The 15174-nt window shown below is 54.8% G+C and carries 14 protein-coding genes; 4 read left to right on the top strand and 10 right to left on the bottom strand.

Annotated elements, in window-relative coordinates:
- Positions 1–82 precede the first annotated feature (82 nt).
- The gene (locus tag OGW13_RS02480) at positions 83–274 is read left to right on the top strand and encodes a YfgG family protein (protein WP_042999844.1); all 192 of its coding nucleotides are present in this window, start codon (positions 83–85) and stop codon (positions 272–274) included.
- 112 nt (positions 275–386) lie between these two features.
- Here OGW13_RS02480 and guaA read toward each other — a convergent pair whose 3' ends face one another.
- Both guaA and guaB read right to left on the bottom strand, forming a co-directional pair.
- A complete protein-coding gene (gene guaA / locus OGW13_RS02475) occupies positions 387–1964 on the bottom strand; it encodes a glutamine-hydrolyzing GMP synthase (protein WP_042999843.1) in 1578 nt (525 codons plus the stop codon).
- 67 nt (positions 1965–2031) lie between these two features.
- Positions 2032–3498: an IMP dehydrogenase gene (gene guaB / locus OGW13_RS02470; RefSeq protein ID WP_042999842.1), complete on the bottom strand. Its 1467-nt coding sequence runs from the start codon at positions 3496–3498 to the stop codon at positions 2032–2034.
- Between the two features lie 161 nt (positions 3499–3659).
- On the opposite strand from guaB, the gene xseA reads away from it, so the two are divergent.
- On the top strand, positions 3660–5030 hold the full coding sequence (gene xseA, locus OGW13_RS02465) for an exodeoxyribonuclease VII large subunit (protein WP_044328040.1): 1371 nt from the start codon (positions 3660–3662) through the stop codon (positions 5028–5030).
- Positions 5031–5037: 7 nt separating this feature from the next.
- On the opposite strand, the gene OGW13_RS02460 is transcribed toward xseA, so the two are convergent.
- Positions 5038–6171: an MFS transporter gene (locus OGW13_RS02460; RefSeq protein ID WP_287115569.1), complete on the bottom strand. Its 1134-nt coding sequence runs from the start codon at positions 6169–6171 to the stop codon at positions 5038–5040.
- A gap of 159 nt (positions 6172–6330) precedes the next feature.
- On the opposite strand from OGW13_RS02460, the gene OGW13_RS02455 reads away from it, so the two are divergent.
- Together OGW13_RS02455 and OGW13_RS02450 are read left to right on the top strand one after the other, a co-directional pair.
- Entirely contained in the window at positions 6331–7350 is a 1020-nt protein-coding gene (locus OGW13_RS02455; protein ID WP_044264884.1) for a M4 family metallopeptidase, read from the top strand.
- A complete protein-coding gene (locus OGW13_RS02450) occupies positions 7351–7701 on the top strand; it encodes a protealysin inhibitor emfourin (protein WP_042999838.1) in 351 nt (116 codons plus the stop codon).
- Here the strand turns inward: OGW13_RS02450 and OGW13_RS02445 are convergent.
- The 7 genes from OGW13_RS02445 to rodZ all read right to left on the bottom strand — a co-directional run bounded on the left by OGW13_RS02445 (position 7698) and on the right by rodZ (position 14914).
- Entirely contained in the window at positions 7698–7919 is a 222-nt protein-coding gene (locus OGW13_RS02445) for a zinc ribbon domain-containing protein (protein ID WP_042999837.1), read from the bottom strand. The genes OGW13_RS02450 and OGW13_RS02445 overlap by 4 nt on opposite strands.
- Before the next feature lie 58 nt (positions 7920–7977).
- Positions 7978–9450 carry a ribosome biogenesis GTPase Der gene (gene der / locus OGW13_RS02440; RefSeq protein ID WP_042999836.1) on the bottom strand — a complete coding sequence of 491 codons (1473 nt, stop codon included), beginning with the start codon at positions 9448–9450 and terminating at the stop codon, positions 7978–7980.
- 118 nt (positions 9451–9568) lie between these two features.
- Positions 9569–10747 (bottom strand): outer membrane protein assembly factor BamB, encoded by a 1179-nt coding sequence (gene bamB / locus OGW13_RS02435; protein WP_061069780.1) that lies wholly within the window; start codon positions 10745–10747, stop codon positions 9569–9571.
- Between the two features lie 10 nt (positions 10748–10757).
- On the bottom strand, positions 10758–11378 hold the full coding sequence (locus tag OGW13_RS02430) for a YfgM family protein (RefSeq protein ID WP_042999834.1): 621 nt from the start codon (positions 11376–11378) through the stop codon (positions 10758–10760).
- Positions 11379–11391: 13 nt separating this feature from the next.
- Positions 11392–12666, bottom strand: coding sequence for a histidine--tRNA ligase (hisS, locus tag OGW13_RS02425; protein ID WP_042999833.1), 1275 nt, complete (start codon positions 12664–12666; stop codon positions 11392–11394).
- 110 nt (positions 12667–12776) lie between these two features.
- Positions 12777–13895: a flavodoxin-dependent (E)-4-hydroxy-3-methylbut-2-enyl-diphosphate synthase gene (gene ispG, locus OGW13_RS02420; RefSeq protein ID WP_042999832.1), complete on the bottom strand. Its 1119-nt coding sequence runs from the start codon at positions 13893–13895 to the stop codon at positions 12777–12779.
- A 26-nt stretch (positions 13896–13921) separates the two neighbouring features.
- Complete coding sequence (gene rodZ / locus OGW13_RS02415; RefSeq protein WP_044327914.1) at positions 13922–14914, bottom strand: cytoskeleton protein RodZ; 993 nt, start codon at positions 14912–14914, stop codon at positions 13922–13924.
- Positions 14915–15174: the final 260 nt, after the last annotated feature.

Below are 15174 nucleotides of genomic sequence, written 5' to 3'. Positions count from 1 at the left end.
ACATAATCAAGAATTGACCCGCCTGACACAGTGTGCCTTAATGTATCTATCGCCCGTATGGGCATCCCTTAAGGAACCTTTTGTGAGTCAGGCAACCAGTATGCGAAAACGACATCGATTTAACAGTCGCATGACCCGTATCGTATTGCTTATCAGCTTTATCTTCTTTTTTGGACGTTTTGTCTACTCTTCTATCGGCGCCTGGCATCATCATCAGGACAAAAAAGACGCGCAACAGTCTACTCTTTCTGTCGAAACGCCTGCTCAACGTTAATCCTGTTATTTCAGACAGACGCCATTTGGTCTTTTATACGCCCAAATAAAGCAAAAACCCCCTGTCTAAACAGAGGGTTTTGTCGATTATACGTCAGTGACGTGTGGGGATATTATTCCCACTCGATCGTAGCTGGCGGCTTACCGCTGATGTCATACACGACGCGGGAAATGCCGTTCACTTCGTTGATGATGCGGTTAGACACACGGCCCAGGAAGTCATACGGCAGGTGTGCCCAATGCGCGGTCATGAAGTCGATGGTTTCAACCGCACGCAGAGAAACCACCCAGTCGTATTTACGGCCATCGCCCATCACGCCAACAGAGCGAACCGGCAGGAACACGGTGAACGCCTGACTCACTTTGTTGTACAGGTCGGCTTTGTGCAGTTCTTCAATGAAGATAGCGTCCGCACGACGCAGCAGGTCGCAATATTCTTTCTTCACTTCACCCAGCACGCGCACGCCCAGACCTGGTCCCGGGAACGGGTGACGGTAGAGCATATCGTACGGCAGGCCCAGTTCCAGACCAATTTTACGCACTTCGTCTTTGAACAGCTCTTTCAGCGGCTCAACCAGACCCATCTTCATCTCTTTAGGCAGACCACCTACGTTATGGTGAGATTTGATGACATGCGCTTTACCGGTCGCAGAAGCGGCAGATTCGATAACGTCAGGATAGATGGTGCCCTGCGCCAGCCATTTCACATCTTCCAGCTTCAGCGCTTCTTCGTCGAAGACTTCAACAAAAACGCGGCCAATGATCTTACGTTTCGCTTCCGGATCGTTCTCGCCTTTCAGCGCGGTCAGGAAACGATCTTCAGCCGGAACATGCACAATGTTCAGACCAAAGTGATCACCGAACATATCCATCACCTGCCCGGCTTCATTCAGACGCAGCAGACCATTATCGACGAAGACACAGGTCAGGTTTTTACCGATCGCACGGTGCAGCAGCATCGCCGTGACGGAAGAGTCCACGCCACCGGAAAGGCCGAGGATCACTTTGTCATCGCCAACCTGCTGGCGGATACGCTCAACGGCGTCGTCGATGATTTTTGCCGGCGTCCACAACGCTTCACACTGGCAGATATCGCGGACAAAACGCTCCAGCATACGCATCCCCTGACGGGTATGGGTCACTTCCGGGTGGAACTGAACGCCGTAGAAGCGTTTTTCTTCGTTCGCCATAATGGCAAACGGGCAGCTTTCGGTGCTGGCAACGGTGACGAAGTCGGACGGAATTGCCGTCACTTTATCGCCGTGGCTCATCCACACATCCAACAGCGGTTTGCCGTCAGCGGTCAGGGAGTCTTCGATACCGCGAACCAGCGCGCTGTCGGTTACAACTTCAACCTGCGCGTAGCCGAATTCACGCTCAGTCGACCCTTCAACATGACCGCCCAACTGCATCGCCATCGTCTGCATGCCGTAGCACACGCCGAAGACCGGAACGCCGGCTTCGAAAACGTATTGCGGTGCACGTGGGCTGTTTGCTTCCGTGGTGCTTTCCGGGCCACCGGAAAGAATGATGCCGCTAGGATTAAACTCGCGAATCTGTGCTTCAGTTACATCCCACGCCCACAGTTCACAGTAAACGCCCAGTTCACGTACGCGACGTGCAACCAGTTGTGTGTACTGCGATCCGAAATCAAGGATGAGAATGCGATGCTTGTGAATATTGTCTGTCATTGACGCTAATTCCGAGGCAAGTGAAACAATAACAAAACGCCCGGTTAAAACCGGGCGCGGAAACTTATCAGGAGCCCATACGGTAATTCGGGGACTCTTTGGTGATGGTCACGTCGTGAACGTGGCTTTCCTGAATACCCGCACCACTGATACGTACGAATTCCGCTTTAGTACGCAATTCGTCGATAGTACCACAGCCGGTCAGCCCCATACAGGAGCGCAGGCCGCCCATCTGCTGGTGAATAATCTCTTTCAGGCGGCCTTTATAGGCAACGCGGCCTTCGATACCTTCCGGCACCAGTTTGTCTGCGGCGTTATCGCTCTGGAAGTAACGGTCAGAAGAACCTTTGGACATTGCGCCCAGAGAGCCCATGCCGCGGTAGGATTTGTAGGAACGGCCCTGGTAAAGTTCGATTTCACCCGGGGATTCTTCCGTGCCCGCCAGCATGGAACCCACCATCACCGCGCTTGCGCCAGCCGCGATGGCTTTGGCGATATCGCCAGAGAAACGGATACCGCCGTCAGCGATAACGGGAATCCCCATCCCTTCCAGCGCTTCAACAGCATCAGACACTGCGGTGATCTGCGGCACACCCACGCCAGTCACGATACGAGTGGTACAGATGGAACCAGGGCCAATACCCACTTTCACCGCGCTCACGCCCGCTTCCGCCAGGGCACGAGCCCCCGCGCCGGTCGCCACGTTACCGCCAATGATTTGCAGATCCGGGTATTTCGCACGAGTTTCACGAATGCGCTGTAAAACACCTTCAGAATGGCCGTGAGAAGAATCAATCAGCAGCACGTCAACACCTGCCGCGACCAGCGCATCAACACGCTCTTCGTTGCCAGCGCCTGCGCCAACCGCAGCGCCAACGCGCAGACGGCCATGCTCATCTTTACAGGAGTTCGGCTTACGTTCAGCTTTCTGGAAATCTTTTACGGTGATCATACCGAGCAGATGGAAGCTGTCATCAACAACCAGCGCTTTCTCGACGCGTTTCTCGTGCATTTTTGCCAGCACGACGTCACGCGCTTCGCCTTCGCGAACGGTGACCAGACGCTCTTTCGGCGTCATGTAAACGCTGACCGGTTGGCTCAAATCGGTGACAAAACGCACGTCACGACCGGTGATGATCCCAACCAGCTCATTGTCTTCGGTCACGACAGGATAACCTGCAAAGCCATTGCGTTCAGTCAGTTCTTTCACTTCACGCAGGGTAGTCGTCGGCAGAACGGTTTGCGGGTCAGTTACTACGCCAGATTCATGTTTTTTCACGCGGCGGACTTCTTCTGCCTGACGCTCAATCGACATGTTTTTGTGGATAAAACCAATGCCACCTTCCTGTGCCAGTGCAATCGCGAGGCGCGCTTCAGTCACGGTATCCATCGCTGCGGAGAGCATAGGAATGTTCAGACGAATCGTTTTCGTCAACTGCGTGCTGAGGTCAGCAGTATTCGGCAGAACGGTGGAATGAGCGGGAACGAGGAGGACGTCGTCAAACGTCAAAGCTTCTTTAGCAATACGTAGCATGGGCAATATCTCTAACCTGGGGGTGGATAAATATTGCCGTGGCATTATACAGAGCGTAATCGGTTGCATCCACACTTTTTTGCAAATAATGCTTGCGCTCCTGCTCAGGCGGGTTACTATCGATTGAATAACCTGCTGATTTAGAATTTGATCCCGCTCACATGTTATCCTCTCAGACCTCCGCAATTTTTACTGTTAGCCGCCTTAATCAGACGGTTCGTCTGCTGTTAGAACAGGAAATGGGACAGGTCTGGATCAGCGGCGAGATTTCCAATTTCTCACAGCCGTCATCGGGGCACTGGTACTTCACGCTAAAAGATGACACGGCACAGGTTCGCTGTGCCATGTTCCGCAACAGCAATCGTCGGGTGACCTTTCGCCCCCAGCACGGCCAGCAGGTTTTGGTTCGCGCCAATATCACCCTGTACGAGCCGCGCGGCGACTATCAGATTATCGTCGAAAGCATGCAGCCTGCCGGTGAAGGTCTGCTCCAGCAAAAGTATGAACAGTTAAAAGCTAAACTGCAGGCTGAAGGGCTTTTTGATCAGCAGCATAAGCAGTCACTTCCCTCTCCCGCCCACTGCGTGGGGGTGATTACCTCGAAAACCGGGGCCGCACTGCACGATATTCTCCATGTTCTGAAACGTCGCGATCCCTCTTTACCGGTTATCATCTATCCGACCGCCGTCCAGGGTGACGACGCACCGGGGCAGATTGTCCGTGCAATCGAACTGGCGAATGCGCGCCAGGAGTGTGATGTCCTGATCGTCGGTCGCGGCGGCGGTTCGCTGGAAGATTTATGGAGCTTTAACGACGAGCGTGTCGCACGGGCTATTTTTGCCAGCGCGATTCCGGTAGTCAGCGCCGTCGGCCATGAAACGGACGTCACCATTGCCGATTTTATTGCCGACCTGCGTGCGCCGACGCCTTCGGCCGCCGCTGAAATGGTCAGCCGCAATCAGCAGGAGTTGCTGCGTCAGATCCTGTCTGCACAGCAGCGTCTCGGCATGGCGATGGATTACTTTCTGGCGAACCGCAGTCGTCGATTCACTCAGATTTATCATCGCCTGCAACAGCAACATCCGCAGTTGCGTCTCGCTCGTCAGCAGACGGCACTGGAGAGGTTGAATCAGCGTATGAACGTGGCCATCGACGGCCAGTTGAAGCGCACCAGCCAGCGGCAATCCCGTCTGCTGCAACGCCTGAACCAGCAAAATCCGCAGCCACGCATTCATCGTGCGCAAACCCGCATTCAGCAACTGGAATATCGTCTGGCGGAGAATGTGCGTTCCCGTCTGAGCGCCACGCGGGAACGCTTTGGCAACGCAGTTACCCACCTGGAAGCGGTCAGCCCACTCTCGACCCTGGCGCGTGGTTACAGCGTCTCTACGGCCACCGACGGCAAAGTGCTGAAAAAAGTGACACAAGTGAAAGCCGGTGATGTGATGACGACCCGGCTGGAAGACGGCTGGGTAGAAAGTGAAGTCAAAAGCATAACGCCGGTGAAAAAACGCGCGCGAAAAAAAGCCTGACATCAGGCTAGCGTTCGTCTTCAGGTGAAATGAACAGCAATGCCCCCGACAGCCCAGAAAAAACAACCAGTGCCCCCGCCGCGCCAATCGCGCCATAAAGCTGACCAAATGCCACTGAGCCAACAATTTGCCCAACGGCCAGCATCAGGAAAGCCAGACTGACGCCCGCCGCTGGTGAAGGCTCCGCCAGCGCGGCGCCCCGCACCAACAGCACACCGGATAAAATGACATATCCCGCCCCGTTTAACGCCGCCACCGGAAACAGCCACCAGGCGAAACCGTGGCTTAGCGCCAGGGACACTAGCGAAACCGCCATAAACAGCAGCGAGCAACAGTAAACCCCGCGCATACCGATACGCTTTGCCGCACTTCCGGTAAATACAGCGGCAATTCCTGCACCACCGCTGACCAGCCACAGCATATGGGTGATGGCACTGTCCAGCCCGGTATGGCGCTGCAGCAATTCGGGGCCAAAACTCCACCATGCCGCGCTGGCGACACCGCTAACAAAGGCTATCACCAGCAGGCGAAACATCCCCGATTTCGCAAGGACAACGCGCCAGCGCGGCGGCGATCGGAGTTGTTCCGCACGTTCCCTTGGCAACGTACGCAGTACTGCAAACAGGCAAAATAGCGCCATGACTGCAAAGACGATGCATGCCAGGCGCCAGTTGCCCGACATAACCCGTAACACCAGAACCGACAGGATGATCCCCCCACTCGTTCCAGCGTTGATAAGGGTATTTACCTGGGTTTGCCGTTCCGCTGAGATTCGCTTACTCACCGCTGCGGCAAGGGACGGTGAGGCTAGCCCGGAGCTGAGCCCGGCGATAAAAAGACCTGTCGCCAGAATAAGGGGGGAATACGCCAACGCCAGGATAACTAATCCAATTGCTGCGGTGATCCCCGCCAGAACGGCCGGGAGTCGTGGACCAAAGCGATCCGTCAGAAAGGAGACCAAAAAAACGGATAAACAGTAGGCAACATAGCTGCAGGCCGCAATTATCCCGGCAACTTCTGGCGTGAAGGGAATCGCCTGACGGATATCAGGCAGCATGATTCCCCATGAAAATCGCGCCATTCCGTAAGTCACAGCAATCAGTGAGAAACCCGTCATCCCCAACGCGACATGTTTATTCATTGTTCCCCTCACCTTATGCGTCGTTAAAAACGTAAACCCTGATAGTCAGTTGCGCCACTTTCAGCAGCGCTGATTTGTCCGACTTTCCTGCAGGTTTGCTTCTATGATTTACACTTAACATGCTTACTTTTTCGGCATTGCCAGACTCAGGAGAGCCTTATGTCCCATGCTTACAGTGTGATCCCGCCCTATATCCTGCGACGCATTATTGAAAGCGGTTCGGCGATGCAGCAACAGTGCGCACGCCAGACGCTGACTCACGTACAAACCCTGATGGCGCACATGCCCGGAAAACCTGCGGCGCCGCATGTGAATCAACCCGGTCAACTTGAACGTGATATCTACGATGCGAAAAACAGGCAGGAATTACCCGGCACGCAGGTGCGCTATGAAGGCCATCCCTCAAACGGGGATGTTGCAGTGGACGAAGCCTATGATTACCTCGGTGTCACGCATGACTTTTTCTGGAAAAACTGGCGCCGCGACTCGCTGGATAACAAAGGCTTAATTCTCACCGGGACCGTGCATTACGGGCATGAATACCAGAATGCGTTCTGGAACGGTCAGCAGATGGTCTTTGGCGACGGCGATGGTGAGATATTTAATCGATTTACGATTGCCATTGATGTCGTGGCTCATGAGCTGGCACACGGGATCACCGAATCAGAAGCAGGGTTGATTTACTTTGAACAGGCCGGGGCGCTCAACGAATCGGTTTCCGATGTATTTGGTGCGTTGGTTAAACAGTATCATCTCAAACAAACCGCCGATCAGGCTGACTGGCTTATCGGGCAAGGATTGCTGGCGGACGGCATTAATGGAAAGGGATTGCGCTCCATGTCAGCACCGGGCACAGCCTATGACGACCCGTTGCTTGGGAAAGACCCACAACCTGCGCATATGCGGGACTTTATTAAGACACGCGAAGACAATGGCGGTGTTCATCTTAACTCTGGCATCCCGAACCGGGCGTTTTATCTGGCAGCCACCGCGCTCGGCGGCTACGCATGGGAAAAAGCAGGTTATGCCTGGTATGATACGGTCTGCGATCGACAACTGGCACAGGATGCAGACTTCATTGATTTTGCCCGCTTAACCGTTTATCACGGCGACAAGCGCAGCGGCGCGGAAACGGCGAAAGCGATAGAAGCGGCCTGGAAAGCCACAGGAGTGATGTGAATGGAGATCCCAGAATTAACTGATGACGCCGTGGTAGAACTGGCCCGGGAAGGTGGCGTCGCGTTTATGCCCAAACTGGCACGGCAGCGCAAAATTGCGCTGTCGACCTTATCGACTGTTCAGCGTCAGCGCGTGGCCGACATTCTCCGGCAGAGCCTGACCGTCGGTATGCCTCCGGGACAGACGGGATCGCCGGGTCGCGGCGACCAGCGCTACTTTCGCATACAGATCATCTGGACACAGCATAATCAGGCAGGCGTTACCGACATCATCGTACTGGTACCGGAAAACGATGCGCCAGCCTCACTGGTCGATCTTTGGCAAAAGGGCGAAGCCTGTATCTGCGATTAATCCTGCGACAGCACAAACTCAACGCGTTTTTTCGAAATCAGTCCGTGACCGTTGTGACAGAAATAATCGACTGCGCCGCAGGCTTTTAAAACCTGGAGCGGCTGATGACAGTCCGGGCAACGCGCTTCTACGCTAAAGTCTGTCTGACAGGTTTCACAATGTGCGTTATCGCCATGACGATCGAGCGGATGCTGACAAACGGGACAAATGAGTTCCACACTTCCTCCTCATATTCCTGTTGATGGCGCCCTCCCCGCCGGGAGAGGGCGTAATGAATTATTTGCTTTTTTTGATGTGCTTAATCAGACGTTTACGCTTGCGCATCTGAGTCGGGGTCAGCGTATTGCGCTTGTTGGCATACGGGTTCTCGCCCTCTTTAAACTGAATACGGATCGGCGTCCCCATCACTTCCAGCGATTTACGGAAGTAGTTCATCAGGTAGCGCTTATAGGAATCCGGCAGGTCTTTGACCTGGTTACCGTGAATCACCACAATCGGCGGGTTATATCCCCCCGCATGAGCATATTTCAGTTTCACGCGACGACCACGGACCAGCGGTGGCTGATGATCTTCAACCGCCATCGTCATGATTCGGGTCAGCATCGCCGTGCTAACGCGACGGGTGGAGCTGTCATAGGCTTCGCGGACGGATTCAAACAGGTTGCCGACACCGCTGCCATGCAACGCAGAGATAAAATGCACACGCGCAAAATCGATAAAGCCCAGACGGAAGTCCAGCGTCTCTTTCACCTGCTCTTTCACTTCCTGCGTCAGGCCGTCCCACTTGTTCACTACGATGACAAGTGAGCGCCCACTATTGAGGATAAAGCCCAGCAGCGACAAATCCTGGTCAGAGATACCTTCGCGGGCATCAATCACCAGCAACACCACGTTAGCGTCCTCTATCGCCTGCAACGTCTTGATAACGGAGAATTTTTCTACCGCATCGGTGATTTTCCCGCGTTTACGTACCCCGGCGGTATCGATCAGCACGTATTCGCGCTCATCACGTTCCATCGGGATATAAATACTGTCACGCGTGGTGCCCGGCATATCATAAACGACCACGCGGTCTTCACCCAGAATACGGTTAGTCAGTGTGGACTTACCGACGTTCGGACGACCGACAATCGCCAGCTTAATCGGCAGATCCTGCGGATTGAAGTCATCTTCAGGCTCTTCTTCACCGTTCTCGTCAGCTTCAAACTGTGCCCAGTATTCGGCGTCTTCGTCCACCTCTTCCTGCGGCGCGGCATCGTCCATCCACGGCAGCAGAACGTGTTCCAGCAGACTGAGCACGCCACGGCCATGAGACGCGGCGATCGGATGGATTTCACCCAGGCCCAGCGAGTAGAAATCAACGATAGCCTGATCCGGATCGAGTCCGTCCGTTTTGTTGGCGACCAGGAACGTCGGTTTTTCACGAGAGCGTAAATGCTGGGCGATCGCTTCATCGGCAGGCATCAGGCCAGCGCGCGCATCCACCATGAACAGCACCACATCCGCCTCTTCAATTGCCAGTAGCGACTGTTCCGCCATACGGGTTTCTACGCCATCTTCGGTGCCATCAATCCCGCCGGTATCGATGCAGATAAACTCACGGCCTTCAATCTCCGCACGACCGTACTTACGGTCACGAGTCAGACCCGGGAAATCCGCCACCAGCGCATCTCGGGTGCGAGTTAGACGGTTAAATAACGTGGATTTTCCGACGTTAGGGCGCCCGACAAGCGCGACCACAGGTACCATGTTTAAAGCCTCATTTTAAAAATCATCAGACAACAGACGCGATTTTTGCGCCGTTGTTAAAAACAGGAAAACGGCCCCTGCACCAGGAGCCGTTTTTTAAAGCGTACGACCAGGACGATTAACGTGTAATGGAATACACGGTACCGTCTTTGGCCTGGATCAGCAGCTTGCCATCAGCAGAGACCGGTTCAGTCAGGAAGCCGGAGCTGTCTACTTTCTGCTGAGCCACAAAACGGCCATCTTCGACGTTAAGCCAGTGCAGATACCCTTCGCTGTCACCCACCACCAGGTTGCCATTATACAACGCCGGGGAAGTCAGCAGACGGTGCAGCAGATCGCTTTGCGTCCACAGCGTAACGCCGCCATCGGTCGTCAACGCCAGTACGCGGTCATTCTGATCCACCAGATAGATACGGTTGCCGTCGACGATAAAGTCATTCACCGAGCCCAGTTCACGTTTCCACATGATCTGGCCACTGCGCAGATCCAGCGCGGTCAGGTTACCATTATAAGCCAGGGCGTAAACGACGCCATTGACGATGACCGGAGTGGTGTCCACATCGCTCAGACGGTCAATCTCTGTAGAACCGGTCGCCTGAGAAATACGCTGCTGCCAAATCATCTGGCCTTGCTGCATCAGTACGGCGCTCACGCGGCCGTTATCGCCACCGACAATGGCCGCACCAAAGGCGGTTGCCGGCGCAGATTCGCCACGCAGTGACAGCGAAGGCATATCCAGGTTCACGGTCCACTTAATGGCGCCATCGGCTTCGTTCAGTGCCTGCAACTGACCGTTGCTGGTATGAATCAGCACCATGCCGTCACTGACTACCGGACGGGAAAGCGCTTCGCCAGCCACTTTGGTTTGCCACGTAACCGTACCGTCCGCTGCGTTCAGCGCATAAACCTGCGCTTTTTCGCTGCCGATATAGACGTGACCGCCTGCAACCGTTACGCCGCCAGACAACTGGGCTGACGAACGCGAGAACCAGCCATCTTTCTCACCCAGGTTCACCGACCAGATTTCTTTGCCGTCATCAGCATTTAACGCTTTCACCACGCCAGCGCGATCGGCTGCGTAGACCACGTTATCGGCATACGCCGGGTGGAGGTTGGAATAGAAATCGCCGATACCATTACCTACAGACGTGCTCCAGGCCGTAGACGGGGTAAACTGATTTTCAACCACCGGTAATGGGGACATTTTAACAACGTCTTCTTCGCCACTAAACAGTGAACAGCCGCTCAACAGGGTAACGGAAAGCAGCCCTGGCAGAAGTAATTTACGCAATTGCATCGGGTCCCTCTCAGATGGACAAATTATTGATTTTCATCTGCATCATTTCGCTCAGTGCCGGGGAGGCGTTACTTTTCACGCCCGCTTCCCACGCACTACGCGCACCTTGTTTATCACCTTTGCTCAGCAGCGCTTCGCCGCGCAGATCGGCAACAATCGCCGCCCATCCTTCACCCTTCACACTCTCCAGGGTTTTCAGCGCCGTATCCGCCTGCTTGAGTTGAATCTGAACGCGAGCAAGACGCAGCGTGATCACTGCGTTAAGATTCTCATCACTCGTGGCGGCCAGTCCCTGCTGAAGCTGGGCTGCGGCCTTCTCAAGTTGATTCTGATCGACAAACTGCTGCGCCAGTTCCATCGACGCTAACGCGCCGTAGGTGTTCTTATTGTCGGCAGCAAATTTCTCTGCGGCTGACAGGTCTTCCGCTTTACCCGCGCTGAGCGAACTCACCACGGTTTGATATGACAGAGAAGCAGAGCGTGCGGACTCAATCTGATGATTGTTCCAGTAGCGCCAGCCTACCAGCGCACCAACACCTAAAATAACCCCAACAGCCAGGGCTTTGCCGTTCTCGGCAAAGAAGCGTTTAATCGCCTCAACCTGATCGTTTTCGTTCTCGTAAATTTCCACGCAGTCCTTCTCCTTAAGCCATTAACGTGCGCAAATGCGTTGCAACGCTATCCTGTGCAACTTCAGTTTGCTCACCGGAGCGCAAATCCTTCACTACGACAGTACCGGCGGCCACTTCGGACTCGCCAAGCACCAGTGCAACGCGGGCACCCCATTTATCAGCTCGGGCAAACTGTTTCTTAAAGTTGCCGCCGCCGTGGTTTGTCATTAGCTTCACGCCCGGGATTTCATCACGCACGCGCTCAGCCAGTGTCATTGCCGCAGACTGCGTATCCGCACCTGAAGCGACCAGGTATATATCGACAACAGAATCGGCTTTAAATTCCGGATTAACTGCCTGAACCAGTAAAACAAGGCGTTCCAGGCCCATTGCAAAGCCCACTCCCGGCGTCGCGCGACCGCCGAGTTGCTCAACCAGTCCGTCATAACGACCGCCCGCACAGACGGTGCCCTGTGAGCCCAGGCTGCTGGTGACCCACTCAAACACGGTGCGGTTGTAGTAGTCGAGGCCACGAACCAGACGCTGGTTGACAGTGTAGGCAATCCCTGCGGCTTCCAGCAGTTTGCACAGGCCAGCAAAGTGTTCGCGGGAATCGTCATCCAGATAGTCGCCAAGCTGAGGAGCATCGTTGAGCAGCGCCTGTACGTCCGGATTTTTTGAATCCAGCACGCGCAGCGGGTTGGAGTACATGCGACGTTTGCAGTCTTCGTCCAGTTTCTCAACGTGCTGCTCCAGGAATGCCACCAGCGCATCGCGGTAGTTTGCACGCGCGTCCAGCGATCCGATGGAGTTCAGCTCAAGATTGACATGTTCAGCGATACCCAGCGCACGCCACCAGCGCGCGGTAAGCATAATCAGTTCGGCATCAATATCCGGCCCTTGCAGACCAAAGGCTTCGACACCCAACTGATGAAACTGACGATAGCGCCCTTTCTGCGGACGTTCGTGGCGGAACATCGGCCCGATGTACCACAGGCGCTGTTCCTGATTGTACAGGAGACCATGCTCGATGCCGGCGCGTACACAGCCCGCCGTGCCTTCCGGACGCAGCGTCAGGCTATCGCCATTGCGGTCCTCAAAGGTGTACATCTCTTTTTCAACCACGTCGGTCACTTCGCCGATCGCGCGTTTGAATAACGGGGTCTGCTCTACAATCGGCAAGCGGATTTCACTGTAACCGTAGCTGCCGAGCACGTTTTTGAGTGTGCCTTCAATGCGCTGCCAGATGGCGGTCTCGCCAGGCAGATAATCGTTCATGCCGCGAATGGCTTGAATGTTTTTTGCCACGTTTATTCTCTTTCTGAATATAAAAATGAACCCTCAGCGCTTCCCCGAGCGATACGGGAGCCATGCGGGTTCAATCATACACGGGAAGCACGCCGCTTCCCATCACGTTATTATTTTTCAACCTGCTGCACGTTAATCCGCTGCGCTTCGTCGAGCATCGTCGCTTTGGCGCGGATACGGGCTTCAAGCTGGTCAATCATATCGCTGTTATCCAGACGATCTTTTCGCACGCCGTCTTCATAGAGGCCGCTTTTTTTGTTACCACCCGTCACGCCCAGCGTCGAAACCAGTGCTTCACCCGGTCCGTTAACGACACAGCCAATGATGGAAACGTCCATCGGCGTAATGATGTCTTCCAGACGCTGCTCCAGGGCGTTGACCGTGCCGATCACGTCAAACTCCTGACGCGAGCAGGTCGGACAGGCGATGAAGTTTATCCCGCGAGCACGAATGCGCAGAGACTTCAGGATATCGAAGCCAACCTTAATCTCTTCCACCGGATCGGCAGCCAGCGAAACGCGCAGCGTATCGCCAATCCCTTCGGACAGCAGCAGGCCAAGACCGATTGCCGATTTCACCGCACCACTGCGCGCACCACCGGCTTCGGTGATCCCTAAATGCAGTGGTTGATCGATTTGCTTCGCCAGCAGGCGATAGGATTCAACGGCGAGGAAAACATCAGACGCTTTTACGCTGACCTTGAACTGATCAAAGTTCAGACGATCGAGATGATCCACATGGCGCATTGCCGATTCCAGCAAAGCCTGCGGCGTGGGTTCGCCGTACTTTTCCTGTAGATCTTTTTCCAGCGATCCGGCGTTAACACCGATACGAATCGGGATATTCTTGTCGCGCGCGCAATCCACCACCATGCGGATACGCTCTTCATTGCCGATGTTGCCTGGATTAATCCGCAGGCAGTCAACGCCGTATTCCGCCACTTTGAGCGCAATACGGTAGTCGAAGTGAATGTCGGCGACCAGCGGAACAGAAACCTGTTGCTTGATCAGTTTGAAGGCTTCTGCGGCATCCATCGTGGGTACGGAGACACGAACAATGTCAGCGCCAACGCGTTCCAGCGCTTTGATCTGATTAACCGTCGCTTCCACGTCCGTGGTCCGCGTGTTGGTCATCGACTGGACGGCGATGGGAGCCCCATCGCCAATCGGCACATTCCCAACGTAAATTCGCGTTGATTTTCTACGTTGAATTGGAGCCTGGTTATGCATGAAAAATCTCCCGCGTTACCCGTCTATTACTGCGCCGGTGATTGTTCGGCATTTAGGGTCAGACGCGCAACCTGGTTAGTTCTGATAAAACGGCTCAGATCGACAGGTTTTCCTTGATACTGGATCTGCACCGCAGCCGGCGCGCCAATTTTAAGCTTGTAAGGTGCCTGACCGGTCAGGTTTAAATTACCATCTTTACGCTGCATTCCGCTGAACAGCTTTTTACCTGTCGCATCGCTGACTTCCAGCCAGCAATCGGCGGTAAAGTTCATCACCAGCGCGTTTGGATCCGCAGCGGCTTCCACACCCGCCTGATTGGTCGGCAACGGTGCCGCGCCATCCGGCGTTGCCGGTGTCGCAGGAGAGGTTGTAGCGGTATCAACGTTGGCCTGAGAAGGCGCGACTACGGCGTTCTGCTGCGGGTCAACCGCAGGTGCCGTCGTCGGCGCAGGCGTTTGCACCGTCTCCGCCGGACCGGTTGCCGCTGGCGTGTTGTCCTGAGTTGCCGTCGCGCTGGTGTCCAGCGGCACGCTTTGTGTGTTTTCGCTGTTGGCGTTCAGCTCAGCAGAGGATTGATCGGCCATCGTGGAGATCTCTTCCTGTTGCGCTTTGTGGTTTTGCCACCACCATGCGCCCGTCAGGCCGACCACCACAAACAGCACCAGCCAGGTAAACGTCATCAACCAGCCATCACGCTTTCTACGACGCTTGCCTAATGAGAAGCTCTGCATCGGTGCCACTTTCGCCGCACGAACCGGAGCCTGTTTCTCCAGAGCCGGTAACAGTTCTTCTTCAGGAATATGGACCAGGCGTGCATAAGAGCGAATGTATCCGCGCAGGAACGTTGAAGCCAGGTCGGCAGGCGCCTTATCGTCTTCAATGTCGCGTACGGTGGATACCTTCAGGCAAAGTCGCTCAGCGACAGCCTGCTGGCTGAGTCCGAGTTGTTCACGGGCATTACGTAGGCGAACGCCGGTGGATTGTGCTTCATGTTGGTCGTGAGTGGCTTCAGTATTCATTCGCTACAGCTGCTGGTGAAAATTAGGGTTCAGGCGCCGGTGAGTCACAATGCCCACCCACACCGCGAAAATCGGTTCAGTCAACCTGAGTCAAACAGTATAAACCTCTCTGCTGACTCTTAACAAAAACAGCTTAAGCCTGAGGGCTAAACTATTGTCGCGCCGTACATACTGCCTTAAAGTCGACAAAAACGCACCGTTATTATTGACCGGACAAGTACAACCCTGGCCCTCATGCAAATTACATTGCGCCACAGCAC

This window comes from Citrobacter sp. Ca225 (assembly GCF_030337175.1).
In the GTDB taxonomy this organism is placed as follows: domain Bacteria; phylum Pseudomonadota; class Gammaproteobacteria; order Enterobacterales; family Enterobacteriaceae; genus Citrobacter_A; species Citrobacter_A amalonaticus.
This window is presented reverse-complemented; position numbering and strand designations above follow the sequence as displayed.

What these genes read in the sequence shown, in the direction of transcription:
- guaA (WP_042999843.1), bottom strand. Translation starts at nt 1,964, where the DNA reads ATGACAGACAATATTCACAAGCATCGCATTCTCATCCTTGATTTCGGA.
- guaB (WP_042999842.1), bottom strand. Translation starts at nt 3,498, where the DNA reads ATGCTACGTATTGCTAAAGAAGCTTTGACGTTTGACGACGTCCTCCTC.
- xseA (WP_044328040.1), top strand. Translation starts at nt 3,660, where the DNA reads ATGTTATCCTCTCAGACCTCCGCAATTTTTACTGTTAGCCGCCTTAAT.
- OGW13_RS02460 (WP_287115569.1), bottom strand. Translation starts at nt 6,171, where the DNA reads ATGAATAAACATGTCGCGTTGGGGATGACGGGTTTCTCACTGATTGCT.
- OGW13_RS02455 (WP_044264884.1), top strand. Translation starts at nt 6,331, where the DNA reads ATGTCCCATGCTTACAGTGTGATCCCGCCCTATATCCTGCGACGCATT.
- OGW13_RS02450 (WP_042999838.1), top strand. Translation starts at nt 7,351, where the DNA reads ATGGAGATCCCAGAATTAACTGATGACGCCGTGGTAGAACTGGCCCGG.
- der (WP_042999836.1), bottom strand. Translation starts at nt 9,450, where the DNA reads ATGGTACCTGTGGTCGCGCTTGTCGGGCGCCCTAACGTCGGAAAATCC.
- bamB (WP_061069780.1), bottom strand. Translation starts at nt 10,747, where the DNA reads ATGCAATTGCGTAAATTACTTCTGCCAGGGCTGCTTTCCGTTACCCTG.
- ispG (WP_042999832.1), bottom strand. Translation starts at nt 13,895, where the DNA reads ATGCATAACCAGGCTCCAATTCAACGTAGAAAATCAACGCGAATTTAC.
- rodZ (WP_044327914.1), bottom strand. Translation starts at nt 14,914, where the DNA reads ATGAATACTGAAGCCACTCACGACCAACATGAAGCACAATCCACCGGC.